Source organism: Secundilactobacillus paracollinoides, from assembly GCF_001702155.1.
GTDB classification, from domain to species: domain Bacteria; phylum Bacillota; class Bacilli; order Lactobacillales; family Lactobacillaceae; genus Secundilactobacillus; species Secundilactobacillus paracollinoides.
This window is the reverse complement of record NZ_CP014912.1, coordinates 456,772-473,082: the sequence shown is the minus strand read 5'-3', so window position 1 is coordinate 473,082 and position 16,311 is coordinate 456,772. Positions and strand designations below refer to the sequence as shown.

Genomic DNA, 16,311 nt, shown 5'->3' with positions numbered 1-16,311 from the left:
AAAGAACTTAAAACTATTACAATCAAAACTTTAACTTGTTGCTGGTCCAAACAGCGCGGCGCATCTACGATTTCCGGTAGAGGCGTCTTTTTTTTACCTTAAGGTGCGGAAGAAGGCGGTTAGAGGGCGGAGTGTAAGGTACTTTGACCTAAAAAGTCCGGGCCTGACTTTTTGGGTCGAAGTGCCTTACACAGGAGCCCTCTGCCTTCTGTAGCCCAATTCGGCTAGATAAGAGTCGAGAGGAATGTAAAATTTAGGAGAAAGCAAACTGCAGGAATATATTTTAATTGTGATAAGTCAGTATGCCCGAACGAATAGATCCAGATTTAGTACATAAAGATGTTCCTGGTCGTCATAACTACCCCGCTTAGGCTATCGTAAGTTATCATTCTATCATCATAAAATATTATTAATGATATAATTAGTACATAAATCAATGCACTAATTATAAATAGTGGGGAGTGCTCTATATGCGAAAGTGGAGGGTTATAGAAATAATTGTTTTAGGGTTGATATGTGGATTGATAGCAAAGCCAGTTTCAGTAGACGCAAGCAAGGTCACAATTTCGAATGTGAAACAAGTGAGCTCTTGGAGTGTCACCATCAAGCCAAATACAAAGGGATACGTATTTCATACAAAGAAAACATCATTTAATCCAGAAAAAATGATTCCTTCTAAGATGACTAGTCTTAACAGCTTTGTTAAATATGGATCAACTGATTCACAGTATACATTGCATACTAGTGAATCAATGTTAATTAAGGTAGGAAATCAAAAGGCCCAACGCTTATCAGAAGTTATGATGTACAACTCTGGTACAACGTATTTTATCTACACCGCTTCTCAAAACATTAATAAAATCGGGTTACAAAGCCCGTTACATCCTAAATTTACGTTAATTCCTTTACCGTATAATTCATATAATTATAAGAACACATCATTAGCCTTACTCAACAAGTATGCCGGGAATAAATCTCCTATAAAAAATGGTTTGAAGCATCCAGTAAAGTATTTTAAACAATTGAACTATGCTGAGACCAATTTTGGTATCGGAGATGTATCTAACCACTTTATTAAACATCAAGCACAAGTTAAAGTACTGGACAAGAATTTGTTAACGCCAACGAAGAAAGCGATAGCAGCATGGAACAAGGCAATGGGAAAAAAGATATTTATTTTAGATCAGAAGTCTAGTGATCGTAGCTTTGTGGTAGATTTCAACGACTGGAGTAAGATGCCAGCAGATATTAGTGACGCTGTTGGAGTGTATGATTCGGACGACAATATTGATTATAAAGGTGAAACGATTACTTGGTCAGTCTTTATTCGAGACGGAGAAGTAGAAAAATCTGACTTGCAAGGTGTGCTTGAACATGAATTTGGACATGCGATGGGGTTAACTCATTCGAAACTGAAATCAGATATTATGTATAGTAAGTCTGGGCAGAAGAAAATCTCAAAACGGGATCTAGATCGTGCGAAAATTGCTCATTATTTAGGAGCTTGGTAGGGCCTTTTTCTGCTGTAGCTAAAGTTCAATATTATCGTATTGTTATCATCCGAACCTTGGAGAAATGGATTTACTATAAATTAGCAGCGTTGTTCATTAGAACTCATGAGTAATTTCATGTTGTCACTGCTATACAGAGATCATATTGGCAGCCATCACTTTATAGTGGCTGTTTTTTAATGGTCTGATTATGTAAAGGTGACGAGTCGTTGCAAAAAGATGAATTATAAGTTTTGCCATTCGTAAAAACATAGTGGGCAAACCTCATCCAATCAAGGTAAATAGCCTAATCATAAATCAATAGACACTTATTTCTTCCTATATAAAGTCACTAACCCTACCCGAATAAAAATCCAAAACCAAACAATCATCGAACAAAATCAAAAGATTGTATCCAAATTTAACCGATATTTCCTAAAAAATCAGATAAAAATCCCGAAATTGAAACCACTTTCTTAACCTTTTTAACCTTTCCAAAATAAAAAAGCAGAACATTAGCACATAACATTGAATAGCGTTATCATGAACTTAGACCCTGACTGAGCACCATAAGGGCGGGGCTGAAAGCGTATATTACAGATTGTTTCAGTAGTGTGAATATATGACACAATGAATACAATCCTTAGTTATGCTTGATTTTCCACAAGCCCTTACGGTATACTTCTTTTCAGGGTCAATTGAGGAACCCTTCGATATCGTTGTCTGTATATATTACTTAACATTCTCAGCGATATTGTGTATACTGTTTATGCTTGATGTGTTACATAACTATATGTTTGGAGGAATATCACACACAAGCAAGTTTAAAGAAATCTCTTTATTTGGGCTTAGCTGCATTATCATTTGTCGCTGCCGGCGCTGCCGCAACTACAACTGCTAACGCAAGCTCATACGCCAAAGTCACATCAAACAAGACTTTGACTACGGACGCTACTACTCGTAACGTCACATTAACAGGTACTAACGCACTGTATACTAAGGCTGGTACTTTAAAGGGTGCTAAAGTAGTTGCAACTACTACTACTGCATCAGCTCTTAACAAGTCTAACCAAGGTAAGGCAAACTTCCGTGCATACCGTGTCGCTACTACTAACCGCGGCTCAGTTTACTACAAGGTTGTTTCATTCGACGGTAACTACCGTGGCTGGATCTACGGCGGCAAGTCAACTTCAGCTTATGCTGGTGGTGTAGCATCATACGATACTACTAAGACTGCTACTGCCCCAAGTGCATCTGACTCATATACTCTGTCAGTTGCAACTAGCACAACTGAAAACACATTATTCTACAAGCAACCAGCTTGGGCTCAATACAAGGTTGGTCGTGCCACTGTTGATGGCAAGACTTTGACTAGTACTGATGCTTACAAGAGTTCTAAGTTTACTTTTGGAGCAGCTGTAACTACTTCTCGTGAAGGCGAAACTTGGTACCAAATCGCTTCTGTTGATGGTTCAACCACTAACGGTTTAGTTGGCGCTTGGGTAAAGGCTTCAAACGTTAAGAACACCGCACCTACAGCTACTGCTGACAACAGTGTTAAGGTTGTTTACACTGACACTAAGGGCAATGCATTATCAAGCTCATATGATCAAACCTTTGTAACTACAAACACTGATACTAAGGCCGGTCAACTTGCTGCTTCTACTTTCAAGAACGTTGACAACCAATCATTATCAGACTTTGCTAAGTTGAATGTTCCTTCAGGTTACAAGTTCTCAAGCTTTGTAAACACTGATGCAACATTTGGTGGTACTCAGTACGTTAAGGTTACTGAAGCCGCTTCTTCTAAGCTAACTCTTAAGGTTGGTGCTATTGCTAACGCTTCAGCTCTTACTCCAGATACTACTGGTGCATTAGCTGTTAACGATACTGTTAACCCAAGTTCTATCAACTTCGATAGTACTGCATTGGCAAACCTTGCTAACGCATTGAAGGGTGATAAGACTGTTAAGGTTACTTCAACTGACGATGTTTACAATGCATTGTCTGCAGCTTTGAACGCTACTGCTGGTAACGTAAACTACACTAATTCTAAGGGTACTCAGTACCACTACACATTTACTGTAGGTCAAAAAGCTACTTTCAACACAGTTAACGAATTAGCTCACTATGGTGATAGCTTGACTGCAAACGTTACTGCTACTGTTGTACTTGGCAAGGCACCTGTTGCAAGCACAACCACTACAGCTGATGTTTTCAACTAATTATTAGTTGACTAAAAGGAGTCTCAGAAATGGGGCTTCTTTTTTTGTGAATTCAATTTCGATGTTTGAATTTAGGACAAAAATTCAAACGTGTGAAACTAGTTTTCTTAGAGCTTTGATGGTAGAATAGTAAGCAGTAGATAACTGACCGTATTGAATACTGCGATTTCATCACAAATATAGTAAGAAGCCTGGTATGTCTCGTTCTTTGAGACATACCAGGCTTCTTACTATGATGCGTTCTTGTCTTCGTTCTTATCAGGAATTAGTACTCCAGCTTGCGCTCTTTTGACTGCCTCAAGATCGGATTCTTTGAAATTCCATGGTAAATAAGCTGCTAACTGTTCCTTTTTTGGGAAAGTTGGTAGTTGCGCAACTCCGAGTAGAATATATTCGATATATTTCGTCGGATCAATGTGATTGGCCTTGGCACTCTCGACAATTGTCATCCAAATTGCTGTTGATCTAGCACCTTCTGGGCTAGTACTGAACAGCCAGTTCTTTCGACCAATCACTAAACTCTTCATCGTTCGTTCAGCGGTGTTGTTGCTCCAGTCCATGGTTCCATCGTTCACGATTCGGCTCAGATACATGCGTTGATCAGCCGCGTAAGTCACGGCTTTACCTAGTCGGGACTTAGCTAGCCCGTCATAGTGATCGACCCACTGCCAGAACTGTTTTAAAAGCGGTCTTATTTTACTACGCCGACGTCGCTGGCGTACTCGTGGAGAAAAGTGTTGCCAGGTCTTTTCGAGTCGAAACATGCTGTTGATCAATCGCAAGGGTGTTTCAACGTACTGTTTATCGGCATCAAACGCATCTTTGAACTTTCGCCGGACGTGCGCCCAACAGCCGACGCGCTTGATTGCCTGATCACCAAGCAGATTATAGCCCGCATATCCGTCGCATTGTAACACGCCTTGATACGTGCTATAGAGTTGTTTCTGCGCGAATGAACCAGCTCTGGTCTGGCTATAAGCATAGTACACAATCCGATTGGTTAGCTTCAAAGGGATGGTCGCGACCCACATGTAAGATCTTGACTTTGCTGCCCGACCAGGCTCGTTAATAACTTGGATTGGTGTTTCATCACCTTGAAGGTGATGACGGGCAATTAATTCTCGGTGGATCAGACCATACAATGGTTCTATCAGTTGGCTAGTTTTGATGATCCAATTAGCTAAGGTCCCCTCTGAAACATTAAAGCCGCCCTGTTTAAGGGCTCTTTGTTGTCGATACAAGGGCAGATCTAACAGAAACTTGTCACTGATCACATGCGCTGCCAGCGATGCTGACAATGGACTATGGGCTAATAAACCATGCGGCGCCTGGCTCTGAAACATATAAGTAAGGCCAGTTTGTCTTTCACATTCACTGCAGGTGCCAGTTTCTATGTAGATTCTTTTAACGTACAGGCGTCCCGGTTCGTAACAGACTTCTTGGCGGACAAATTTTTTGCCGACGATGAGCCAGTCAGAGTGTCCGTGAGGACACTGACTGGCATCGAATGGAATTAAAACGTCCTGAACCGGCAGGTCAGGACTGATTGTTTGTTTGCGTGTCTTCTTTTTCGACCTGATCTTGGTTATTACTTGGTAGGTCTCTTCGCTTTGGTTCCCAGTTTGCTCTGGTTCGGTAAAAACACCACTTTGTCCGAATAATGACAATTGATCAGAATTAATTCTTTCAGAGCTTTGGCCATAGATCTTTTTGGTTAAAAATGCCACCTGTTCTTCCAGAAGTAGAATCGTCTGTTTTAGTTCGTGCACTTCTTGTTTTAGCTCAGTGTTCTGTCGAATTAGTTCGGCTTCAATATTTTTTACGTGCTTAGCCATCGCATTCACTCCTTTCCGTATATAAGAGTTGTTGAAATGAGTTTACCACTCGCTAAACGGGTTTAAAAGCTATTTTTTGTGACCCGGTGGGGTCACTTGATGAATGGTCGACTCCAGCGACCACCCGCTCAGGAGACGAAGTAACTGTTTGGGATTTAGCTTACGAATTGCAGCTTGATCAACTGGCCATTGGAGTCGACCATTCTCAATTCGTTTGTATAATAACAGGAATCCGTCACCATCCCAGTACAGTGCTTTGAATCGGTCTTTACGACTCCCGCAGAACAAATATAACGCGCTGTTATATGGGTCCAAATCAAATTGATCTTGAACCACCCCAGCTAGACCATCAATTCCTTTTCTTAAATCTGTTTTTCCGCAGACCAGAAAGATCTGATGAAGCTTATTTTGATCGATTATCATCGCTAAACACCGCCTTTAGGAATGCATCTAAAATATAACCATTAATGTGATTGTAGATAATGACAGATTTGTTGGTGCCGACTTTGATGTGCATTGCTTTCGTCGTAACCGTTGGTTGCGACTGTGGCGTTTGACCCATGCGAATTTGAACAATATCAGGTTTTTCAGTCATAAAAAATTACCTCACCAATTTTATTTGATGAGGTAATCGTAAATCATTTTAGAGTTGATTTGAATACGGTCGGTTATCTACTGCTTACGTAGAATAACATTGTAGTGAAGAACAACTGTCACTCAACTTTAGGATAGAAGGGGATATCTTATCATTATGAAGAAAAGTTTAAAGAAATCATTGTATTTTGGTTTAGCCGCTGTTTCAGTTTTAGCTGCTACTAGTGTTGCAACTACTAATGCAAGTGCAAAGTCATACGCAAAAGTTACCTCAAACAAGACTTTAACCACGGCAGCAACTAGCCGTAACGTTAACTTGAACGGTAGCAATGCATTGTATACTAAGGCAGGTACCTTGAAGGGGGCCAAGGTTGTTGCTTCAACTGCAACCGCTAAGTCTTTAAGCTCATCTACTAATGGTGCGGCTACTTTCCGTGCTTACCAAGTGGCAACGACTAACCGTGGATCTGTATACTATAAGGTTGTTTCATTTGATGGCCAATACCGTGGTTGGATCTATGGTGGTAAGTCAACGACAAAATTTGGTGGTGGCATTTCGTCATATAACACCACAAAGTCAGCAACTGCTCCAGCAACTACTGCTACTTATAAATTAACTGACAGTGCTGTAAGTTCTTCATCTAACAAGGCTATCTATGCTCAACCAGCATGGGCTCAATATAAAGTTGGTCGTGCTAAGTTAAACGGGAGTGTCATTGCATCCACTGATGCGTACAAAGACACTTTCTTCACCTTTAACGATGCCGCTACTAACCGTGCCGGTGATTTATACTACAAGGTTGCTTCAGCATCTAACGAAAGCGGCTTAGTTGGCGACTGGATTCCAGCTTCTGCTGTTACACAGAGTAATGCAGAACCTGCTGCAACTTCAGACAACAGTATTAGCGTTGTTTACAAGACTGCAAATGGTAACCAAGTTGGCGCCGCATCTGGTAAGTTCATCGCCGCTGCAGGTACCAATACTAAGGCTGGGCAAGCTGCAAATGATATCAAGAACACTGCTGGCCAGACCATTGACGACTTCATCAAGGCAAACTTGCCTGCAGGGTATCAATTGGCTACCGGCTCATACGTTGGGACTACCTTTGGCGGTACTGCTAACGTAACTGTTGTTGCAGCATCAACTTCAAAGGCTACTCTTTTGAGTCTTGATACACCAACCTCAGTTGGTACAACTGGTCTTACAGCTGCTGATTTTAGTAATGCACCTGCATTGACTGCTACACAACAAGCCGACTTTACTGGCAACTCATCTTCATTGGTATCATCGGGTACCTTGTTCAAGACTTTGGAAAGTGCATTTGGCACTAACAAGTACTACTTGAAGGCTACTGCAACTGGTGCAGATGGCAAGCCAGTTTACACTTACTACACTTACGATCAGTCTAGAACTGAAAGTGACAGTGCAAACGTTGCTGCTAAGTACGGTAATAACATCAACTTGTACTTCGATAAGAATACAACTACAACTGCTCCTGCAGCAGCAGATACTAGCACTAACACTAACTTCTTAAACTAAAAACATTTTAGTTTAAGAACTTGCTATGATTTCCAAAGGCCCTCCTCAGTGAGGGCCTTTTTGTTTGCACATAAATATTTGATTGTTGCGTTCATCGTAAATCCAGAACCTTAAACACAGCTAAAATAGAGTAATAATTTATCTTGATCAGAAAAATGGGACACATCCGCTAAATCCGGCCCTTATGTAATCGCTTTATTTAGATAGAATAGGGGTAAGACAGGATTCTATTCAATAAAGGAGTAATTGATTATGGCAGATTTAAACAACGTTACGGCACTAGTTACCGGTGCATCCAGTGGTATGGGGAAAGCAACCGCAGAAAATTTCGTAGAACACGGTGCTAAAGTGATCATGACTGATCTGAATGAAAAGGATGGTCAAGCATTACAAGAAATGTTAGGTGACAATGCCATCTTTATCAAACTTGACGTCAGTTCATACGATGAATGGCAACAGGTCGTTGCGGACGGCGAAAAGAAGTTTGGTCCAATCAACGTATTAGTGAACAACGCAGGTATTGGTATCATGGGCACGATTGACGACATCACCCCAGAACAGTATGACAAGGTAATCAAGGTTAATCAGTATTCTGTTTACTACGGCATGAAGACCATTCTGCCAAGTATGCGGAAAGCGGGTAAGGGCTCAATTATTAACCTATCTTCCATTGGTGGATTGGTTGGGATGCCTGGTTCTATTGCGTACGGTGCCAGCAAGTTTGCTGTCCGTGGGATGACAAAAGACATGGCGCTTGAATTGGCTCATGATAACATCCGTGTTAATTCAGTTCATCCTGGTACCATTGATACGCCAATTCTGAATGGGGTTCCTCAAGATCAACAGGATGAAATCAAGAAGATTATACCCTTAGGCCGGAATGGTCGGCCAGAAGAGTTGGCTAACGTGATGAATTTCTTAGCTTCAGACGAATCAAGTTATATCACCGGGGCCGAATTAGTTGCTGATGGTGGCTACACAGCTCAATAATTGAACACAAGTCATATAAAGAATCGAAAAAGCATCCGTCAGTTAATTATTCAAAACTGGCGGATGCTTTTTAAGTAACACTACGTTGCCTTAACAGACTACTGTTCAGAATCTTCCTTCAATAACTTCAGTAACTGCGTATCACGATCATTAACAATGGTTTCACCAGCTTCACCAGTCCAAGGGAAGAATCCTTGACCTGTTTTAAGCCCTAATTTACCCTCACTGACCATTTTATCGAGAAGGGGATCCGTCCCTTTGTCAGCGGCTAAATCAGCGTACAGGTATGAACTGATATTCTTAAAGACATCCAGCCCACCTAAGTCAGCACTCGCAATCGGTCCCACTAAACTCCAACGACGTCCCAAACTGTACTTAATGATGTCATCAACGGCTTCTGGCGTCGCGATACCTTCATCAACAATGTGGAAGGCTTCCCGAAGAACAGCTAATTGGATTCGGTTGCCGACGAAGCCGAGACTTTCCTTTTTAAGCGGAACGGCATGTTTACCAATATGGTTCATCAGCGCAACGGTGTCCGAGACAGTCGCTTCTGATGTTGCTTTACCAGGCACAACTTCCACTAACGGCATGAGTTGGGCTGGATTCCAAAAGTGAGCAACCACAAAACGTTCTGGTTTATTAAGGACACTTTGAATCTCGGTAGGGCTTAATCCAGATGTGTTGGTTGCCAGGATCGTATGATCAGATACATATTTCTCAGCCTCTTGCCAAACAAGTTGTTTAACAGCCATGTCTTCAACAACTGATTCGATGACGAAATCAGCACCCGCAAGAGTGGTCTTATAATCCGTAGTCGTGTGGATCCGCGCCAAAACCGTTTCTGCTGTATCGGTCAACATACCTGCGTCTTGAAACGTCTTGATGTCGTTCTTAATGCCATCAATTCCGCGTTCTAAGGCTTCTTTACTAGTATCTAATAGATTAACTTGGTAACCACGCATCGCGAACTGGAGCGCAGTTGCGTGGCCCATAGTGCCTGCACCAATGTTGCCGATTGTTTTGATTTTTGCTAGTTCCATGATTTAAAATCCCTTTCTATATCATTTTATTGGTTGGTCTTGATTCTTCGAGCTGTGCCCCAAGAAGAGAGCACAGCATCGTTTCACTACCATCATACACCGGCAGGCACGCTTAGGATATTGCAGTTCTGATCACACAGAAAAAGCGCCCGAGTTCTTGCATAAACTCGGGCGCTCATAGTCAAACTATCAAATGCAAGGCTCTCTTTATACCCTGTTGATATCGTCGACTATTTATACTATTTTTAGCTATATGTTTGGAATTGGAATACGAATGACTTAGAAAGTTACTAGCTAATCTTGAGGGAATTAGTTAGCGTAATCGGTGTTGCCTGAATCAGTAGTAGTTGTTGTAGTAGGTGTCTTAGCGTAAGTTTGGTCAAATACCAACTTGATCGTGTCACCGTACTTAGTTGAGGTGTTAGCTGCGGCAGTCTTAGTAGCATCATAAGTGTAGAAGTATGAGTAACCGTTAGCTGCGGCCTTACCATAGTAACCATTCTCTGAACCAGAGGTGGTTGCTGTACTATCATCAGTACTGTAAGTTGCTACACTAGTGCCTTGGAACAATGAGCCGATAGCATCGGTGTCAGTAAATGCTGATGCACTGATAGTGTCAGCAGCAACACCAGTGAAGGCACCTTGTTGAGTAGCAGTCAATGTTGGGAACCCAGCGGCAAAGTCAGTTGAAGCTAAGCTGCTGTAGTTTGCGTTTTCAAATGAAACTTTTGAAGTAGCACCCTTGGCAACAGTGACGTATGCAGTACCACCGTAAACAGCTGAGCTCAAGTATGATTCACCGTCGGTAGTTTCAGTGTAACCTGAAGGCAAGTTAGCCTTAGCAAATTCAGCTAAAGTCAAACCTGCAGTGTTGGTATCGCTTGAACTGACTTTGTTATTATTGCCGACATCGGCCGTACCATCTTTAGCGATAAACTTGTTAGTAGCCGTTGAAACGATGTTCTTTTGAGCATCACGGTAGACGACAGTTACGCTGTTATCTGAGGTTGCTGTAGGTTCTGCGTTAGTTTGGCTAACGTTAGAAGCCTTTACCCAGGCACCAACTAAGCCGTTAGTGGTTGAGCCATCAACGGAAGCAATTTGGTACCAAGTGTCGCCTTCACGGCTGGTCTTTTCAGCAGCGCCGAAGGTAAATGATGAATCCTTGTAAGCGTCAGTTGAAGTTAAGACAGAACCGCTAACCTTGGCACGGCCAACTTTATATTGTGCGTAAGCTGGTCGTGCGTAGAACAAGGTGTTAGCAGTTGTGCTAGTAGTAGCACTCAACTTGTAAGTAGCACTTGATGATGGTGCTGTAGCTGATGTAGTGGTGTCATATGACTTGATACCACCAGCAAAGGCAGAAGTAGACTTCCCGCCGTAGATCCAGCCACGGTATGTACCATCAAATGATACAACCTTGTAGTAAACGGAACCACGGTTAGTAGTGGCTACTTTGTAAGGACGGAAGTTACTCTTACCACTAGTAGAAGAAGCAAGCTTCTTAGCAGTAGTCGTTGTAGCAACGACCTTAGCACCCTTCAAGGTACCAGCTTTGGTGTACAAAGCGTTGGTCCCAGTTAAGGTAACGTTACGGCTAGTAGCTGCCGTGGTTAAGGTCTTGTTTGATGTGACAGTAGCATATGACTTAGCGCTAGCAGTAGTAGAAGATGCTGCCCCTGCAGCTACTAATGAAACTGCGGCTAAACCCAAATATAGAGATTTCTTCATCCCATTTTTCATGTGTCATTCACTCCTCAGTGAAAAAAATAGTATTTGCCGCCAGCACACTCGCTGGCAACACAGACACTATAACATCATATTTGCCATAATTAACCCATGTTATAAATCCTTAAAAGAACGTTCACGAAAAAGTAACGCAATTTGCACGTGGATTTTAGGTTGATTTAAGGTTGTCACGCTTATTTGCATGTATATTACGGGAAAATAAAGAAATGTTTAAAGGGTTAGGTGGAAGTTTTGGGTGTATAATGTTTATTATTGGTTATATTAACCGTCAATATGATTGTATATTGTTGGGGCGATTTTAAGGCTGTTTTAAGGATTGTTTGGGCCACCACAGTATACATAATTGCTATGTAATATATTTAAAAAAAGGCAATTTGGCTACAGCCAAATTGCCCTCTTTATCGTTTGTTGGACCATTTAATTAGTTTGGAGTATTAATTTGAATCTTGTTGGGATTTTAAAGTAGATTAATGACTTTTTCAAGGAGAGGTGTAAATGAAACTGACTTTTAGTTGTATTACAGTGAAAGTGGAAGGATACGGAGCCTATTCTCAAGCGTGAGCTTGGATATTAAGTTATTCATTGCAAAATGACTAACGGGATTAGTATTAGTTGCCCCATTAGATGCCTGGGAACCAATGACTTTATTTTGGATTTGAGGATTATAGCCTGCGTAAGCTGATAATAATTTCATTACGGAATCAATGGTGTTAGTTTGAATCATCTCTCTATCAGCATTATCGTAAATTGAATAGTAAAAAACTAGTGGAATATTGGAAGAGTAAATATTGAAGTGATCGAAGATTGAGAAAAAATAATTCCAATCAGCTTGAGTTAGTGAATGGCCATAAAATATTATTTGGTTAATTGAATCATCAAAAATCTGGGTATTGGTAAAGCCAGACTCCTTTGAAGAAAAAATACGCGATAATTTAGTAAAGTGAAAATTTTTACTAGTGGGATCTACTAACTGTGGATTGATTCCCATGATTGGATGATTTAGAAGACTACCATGGACATGCCGAGTTTTTGCACAATTATCATTAACGTTTTCGGGAGAAGTATAATTGAAAGATAATAAATTGAATTTCTTATTATCTGCCAGGGCATTTAAAAGCTTGTTTGCTTTAGTTTGATATTCATCGTTGATTTGCGTTTCTAGATAAGTTTGAAAGTCAGTCTCAAGATTTTTAAGTTCTTCAAAAATATAATTGATGAAGCTATTTGACATATTAAAGACCTGAACTTGGCGTTGTATAGATATTATTATAACTATTATTGTTGCAGCGAGCGAGTATCGTTGGGAAGATATCGTGAGCATTGAATGGTCTGAAAGAGTACCATTTGGAGAATTAAGACTAAGTTCACCATTTTTCCAAGGCAGATCTTCAAAAGAGATGATTGATAAGTTTTCTTTAGTTGCAGGAACATGAACTTCTTTTTCAAGAAATTCGTAAATTGTCGTTTCAATGTCTGTCCAACTAGTGCCACTTAATTCTGAAGGATCATTAACTTTTAATAGGAGTATATAGATCCAAAAATTAATGCCATGTTTTTCATCTTCACGGAAATATAATTCCGTAAAATTCGACACATTATTTACATAACCAATAATTTCGTCGGCTTTCTTATCTTTTAAATCAGCAATCTGGCTGATGAATTTTTTTTCTTTTTGTTTAGTTACGCTATTATCGATAAAATCTTTAAAAGTTGATGGTAGTCCGCATTGTAGATCAAAGCCATTTCCTATAATAAGCAATTTCTGTACATTCATTATGCTATATAACACTCCTTATTTGATTACACTTAATATATATTGTAACCCCACTCATATACGTGTATAACATTTTTCGACATTATAATTGATATTAATTGTTACCGGTTACAAGCACAAGTATCATTTATGTGAAATGTCATCTTATGTTAAGATTAATATTGGTTATTTTTGATTTGTCATTTTTTGAGGAGGTTCTTTTATTGAAATGTCTTATTAGCGAAATGGATCGTAACATTCTCATGAATAGTAACTTTTTAAAAGCAACACCAGAGTTAGGCGAAATATATAAGTTATTAACCAATAGTAAACATTTGGAGGATTCTGATGTTGACAACCAAGCCTTAAGGATGAAAATCAAAAGACAAGTTTCAGAATGGGTTCACGCTTCTTTAGGTGAATGGAAGGTCGAAAATACTAAATCTCCACATTTAGTTAGCGAAGCAGAAAAAAGAGAAGCCAAGTTTAGATGTGCTTTTTGCAATAGTAAGCTGACTAGAACAGTAATGTTCTTGTATAACGAATCAAATAATCGTGAAATTATTTTAGGTAGTGATTGCGCAAAAAAAGTGGATTCTCCTGAATTTATGATTAGCGAACATATTGCAAAAAACTCAGTGCAATTGGGTCGCCTTGAACATCTTGAGACTATTTATACTCAATTAGAGGATTGCATAAAGCGAGGCCAAGCCAGAAATAAAGGTCTTGAATTTATAACTTCAAAAAGATTGGATGACGCTTTTGATAAGAATTTTGAAACCTTAGAGAGAGCAGTTAAACGTTATTTAAAAACTGGTTTCTTTATAGGCACTGCTAAGAAAATTCCGACGTATATTGTTAAATTTAAGCACATCGTCGATAGGGTGGACCAGTTTGAAAAAAATGCTAAATTGGAGCCGCAATTATATTTGTCAAAATATACAGTTATGGACGAGAATAGAATTAATCCTGATGGCATAATTACAATTATTTCTGAAGTTAAAGAAAATGGTGGCAAAATTAGTACCGAAGTAGCAAGCCAACTTTTTAATTTTAATTTTTTAGAAACTGTAGGTATTAAATATCAAAGGAATACCTTATTATCTAAATACAGAGTGAGCGCAACTAATGATGGTGAATTTTCAATAGTGTTGTCTTTAAAAAATATGATTTACGATTTCAATGTTGGTTCCAAGTATCTAATTAAGCAGATAGGTTACCCGATTATTAGTGGAGAAACTGCAGATATAGGAACAAAAATTAGGGAGCATTTGATTCCGAGCAATGAAACATCTCAAAGGTTTTTAATTGATTTTGAAAGGAATATATTACCTAGAAATAATTATAGAGAATATATAGTTACGTCTCAGAAAGTATGGAAAAATAGTGTTAATAAATATAAAACGGATTGGTTACAGGAGAATTATGGAAATAGACTTTTTTATAAGACACCTGATGATGGAAAAATAGTTGAGTTTAACCGTAATAATGTTGTACAGATGATGTTAAATTATAAGATGGATATGGTGTGTGACTTGAATTCTAGTGAGTTAATAAAAGTAACTGATTCCGCTTTTAAAAATGAAGATGAATTGAGCCAAAACATCCGGACCTCGTTTGACTCTGAGCAGATGTTTTAGTCAAAATATAAAGTTCCTTAGCTGAAGACTTGATTTCTAAGGATTAATCGAATTGCAATTTTAAGTTTCAATCGAAAGCTTGCTGGTAAATTACCAGAAAAAATTTCGCAAGAATCTGTTCATCTGTATGAGTGAATAGGTTGTATTTTGAATAGTGAAAAATTAGCGAGGATAAAACACTTAAATAACTGGTTATGTAAGTGCTTCACTAGAATGTTGAAATTGCAAATGAATTTATAGAATTAGAAGTTCTAAACTATATCAAATATGATTGTTCAGCGCTTCCTTTATAGCTGTAAGCGATGATAGGTGGAGTGAGAGCTTAAAGATGTGTGAAAATACCGTGTCCATAGCATGTTAAATTTGAACGCTTATTGATAGATTGAAGTATCTTGCTGTCAGTTTTTAAAATATGATTCAACATCGGAAGGAAGAAGTAAGTTTGGAAATTTGGGGTAGTGTACTTTGGTTAGGCATGATGATCTTTTCGCTTTCTTTACCAGGATGGGGCCAAGGATTAGTGAATTCCTTTCTTGGAAAGCCAAATGGCGATTGGCTTTCTTTTTGGGGAGCATACTTTGGTGCAGTGTTAACTGTCGGGGGTAGTTTCATAGTTTGGTTTATGCAACATACCATCGACAGGTTTAAGTCTCGTAAAGACGCTCGGCCAAAGTTAAGCTTTAACTATAGGTTGTCTTTGAATAAGGATGAAATAGTCTATTCAAATAGATATGAGGTCCCGGAATTTGACAAAAGTGTTAATGATAAAGATTTAGTTGCCATGACTCGAGATGACCACACGCGTATAAGGCTTGATAATTCTTGCTATTATAAGAAACATGGTCTCTTAGAATTAAATAATTTAGGGCCAACTGATATGTATAATTGCAATATTGTATTAAATTTTAAAAATGCCGGGAAGGAATATCTTGAGAAATTTCAGGTTGCTAGTATAAATGCTAGGAATAGTGCGATTGTGATACCTACACCTATTTTTTATGATTATAAAAATACAGATTTTTACTTAGAAAAAATGACGGTATTTTATTATACAAAAGACAATGAAAAGGCTATGTCGGTATTCGAAAACAATGGGATCCTAAATGTTGAAGCACGCCCTAAGAATAGCTTTGGATCTCAAGTATGCTCTGACGAAATTGACAATACGGCTGCCTCTAATACACGATATTTTAAAGTGAAAGAGCAAAGTGGACCTAAAGATCCCACAATCCAACCAGCTTCAAAAAGCATCCTGGATGGTGGTGATACTGAACCTATTGCAGAACCCACAACTACAACAACTACAACAACTACTAGCAACCCGTCAGTAGGAAAAACAGACAAGGGGTAAAACTAGACAAAAATAGTCAAAGATGACACTCTGTCTAAATTAATAAACAATCAAAAAAAGACCCGAATGCAAATTTCGATTCAGGTCTTTTTTAATTTGAT

The 16,311-nt window shown here is 39.2% G+C and carries 12 protein-coding genes; 6 read left to right on the top strand and 6 right to left on the bottom strand.

Annotated features, from left to right (window positions below; all coding sequences use genetic code 11):
• The first annotated feature begins 470 nt into the window (after positions 1-470).
• Positions 471-1,511, top strand: coding sequence for a matrixin family metalloprotease (locus AYR61_RS01870; protein WP_065901354.1), 1,041 nt, complete (start codon positions 471-473; stop codon positions 1,509-1,511).
• An 821-nt stretch (positions 1,512-2,332) separates the two neighbouring features.
• The gene (locus AYR61_RS01865) at positions 2,333-3,715 is read left to right on the top strand and encodes a hypothetical protein (RefSeq protein ID WP_083220021.1); all 1,383 of its coding nucleotides are present in this window, start codon (positions 2,333-2,335) and stop codon (positions 3,713-3,715) included.
• Between the two features lie 230 nt (positions 3,716-3,945).
• Here the strand turns inward: AYR61_RS01865 and tnpC are convergent, their stop codons facing one another.
• The 3 genes from tnpC to AYR61_RS01850 form a co-directional block, all read right to left on the bottom strand.
• Entirely contained in the window at positions 3,946-5,550 is a 1,605-nt protein-coding gene (tnpC, locus tag AYR61_RS01860; protein ID WP_225356493.1) for an IS66 family transposase, read from the bottom strand.
• A gap of 69 nt (positions 5,551-5,619) precedes the next feature.
• On the bottom strand, positions 5,620-5,973 hold the full coding sequence (gene tnpB / locus AYR61_RS01855) for an IS66 family insertion sequence element accessory protein TnpB (protein ID WP_054712984.1): 354 nt from the start codon (positions 5,971-5,973) through the stop codon (positions 5,620-5,622).
• Positions 5,954-6,145 carry a hypothetical protein gene (locus AYR61_RS01850; RefSeq protein WP_065901350.1) on the bottom strand — a complete coding sequence of 64 codons (192 nt, stop codon included), beginning with the start codon at positions 6,143-6,145 and terminating at the stop codon, positions 5,954-5,956. The genes tnpB and AYR61_RS01850 overlap by 20 nt, the downstream gene beginning before the upstream one ends.
• Positions 6,146-6,301: 156 nt before the next feature.
• Here AYR61_RS01850 and AYR61_RS01845 point away from each other — a divergent pair, with 156 nt between their 5' ends.
• Together AYR61_RS01845 and AYR61_RS01840 are read left to right on the top strand one after the other, a co-directional pair.
• Positions 6,302-7,684: a hypothetical protein gene (locus AYR61_RS01845; protein WP_065901348.1), complete on the top strand. Its 1,383-nt coding sequence runs from the start codon at positions 6,302-6,304 to the stop codon at positions 7,682-7,684.
• 252 nt (positions 7,685-7,936) lie between these two features.
• Positions 7,937-8,674 carry an SDR family NAD(P)-dependent oxidoreductase gene (locus AYR61_RS01840; protein ID WP_054712692.1) on the top strand — a complete coding sequence of 246 codons (738 nt, stop codon included), beginning with the start codon at positions 7,937-7,939 and terminating at the stop codon, positions 8,672-8,674.
• 98 nt (positions 8,675-8,772) lie between these two features.
• On the opposite strand, the gene AYR61_RS01835 is transcribed toward AYR61_RS01840, so the two are convergent.
• The 3 genes from AYR61_RS01835 to AYR61_RS01825 all read right to left on the bottom strand — a co-directional run bounded on the left by AYR61_RS01835 (position 8,773) and on the right by AYR61_RS01825 (position 13,240).
• Positions 8,773-9,717, bottom strand: a complete 945-nt coding sequence (locus AYR61_RS01835) for a 3-hydroxyacyl-CoA dehydrogenase family protein (RefSeq protein ID WP_054712689.1) — start codon at positions 9,715-9,717, stop codon at positions 8,773-8,775.
• A gap of 309 nt (positions 9,718-10,026) precedes the next feature.
• Positions 10,027-11,448, bottom strand: a complete 1,422-nt coding sequence (locus AYR61_RS01830; protein WP_191982269.1) for an S-layer protein — start codon at positions 11,446-11,448, stop codon at positions 10,027-10,029.
• Positions 11,449-11,983: 535 nt separating this feature from the next.
• On the bottom strand, positions 11,984-13,240 hold the full coding sequence (locus AYR61_RS01825; protein WP_065901343.1) for an AbiH family protein: 1,257 nt from the start codon (positions 13,238-13,240) through the stop codon (positions 11,984-11,986).
• Positions 13,241-13,443: 203 nt separating this feature from the next.
• On the opposite strand from AYR61_RS01825, the gene AYR61_RS01820 reads away from it, so the two are divergent.
• On the top strand, positions 13,444-14,859 hold the full coding sequence (locus tag AYR61_RS01820) for a hypothetical protein (protein ID WP_065901341.1): 1,416 nt from the start codon (positions 13,444-13,446) through the stop codon (positions 14,857-14,859).
• A gap of 442 nt (positions 14,860-15,301) precedes the next feature.
• The gene (locus AYR61_RS01815) at positions 15,302-16,210 is read left to right on the top strand and encodes a hypothetical protein (protein ID WP_065901339.1); all 909 of its coding nucleotides are present in this window, start codon (positions 15,302-15,304) and stop codon (positions 16,208-16,210) included.
• The last annotated feature ends 101 nt before the right edge of the window (positions 16,211-16,311 follow it).

Excerpts from the sequence above, each read along its gene's own strand:
- AYR61_RS01870 (WP_065901354.1), top strand. The coding sequence starts at position 471 with ATGCGAAAGTGGAGGGTTATAGAAATAATTGTTTTAGGGTTGATATGT.
- tnpC (WP_225356493.1), bottom strand. The coding sequence starts at position 5,550 with ATGGCTAAGCACGTAAAAAATATTGAAGCCGAACTAATTCGACAGAAC.
- tnpB (WP_054712984.1), bottom strand. The coding sequence starts at position 5,973 with ATGATAATCGATCAAAATAAGCTTCATCAGATCTTTCTGGTCTGCGGA.
- AYR61_RS01850 (WP_065901350.1), bottom strand. The coding sequence starts at position 6,145 with ATGACTGAAAAACCTGATATTGTTCAAATTCGCATGGGTCAAACGCCA.
- AYR61_RS01845 (WP_065901348.1), top strand. The coding sequence starts at position 6,302 with ATGAAGAAAAGTTTAAAGAAATCATTGTATTTTGGTTTAGCCGCTGTT.
- AYR61_RS01840 (WP_054712692.1), top strand. The coding sequence starts at position 7,937 with ATGGCAGATTTAAACAACGTTACGGCACTAGTTACCGGTGCATCCAGT.
- AYR61_RS01835 (WP_054712689.1), bottom strand. The coding sequence starts at position 9,717 with ATGGAACTAGCAAAAATCAAAACAATCGGCAACATTGGTGCAGGCACT.
- AYR61_RS01830 (WP_191982269.1), bottom strand. The coding sequence starts at position 11,448 with ATGAAGAAATCTCTATATTTGGGTTTAGCCGCAGTTTCATTAGTAGCT.
- AYR61_RS01825 (WP_065901343.1), bottom strand. The coding sequence starts at position 13,240 with ATGAATGTACAGAAATTGCTTATTATAGGAAATGGCTTTGATCTACAA.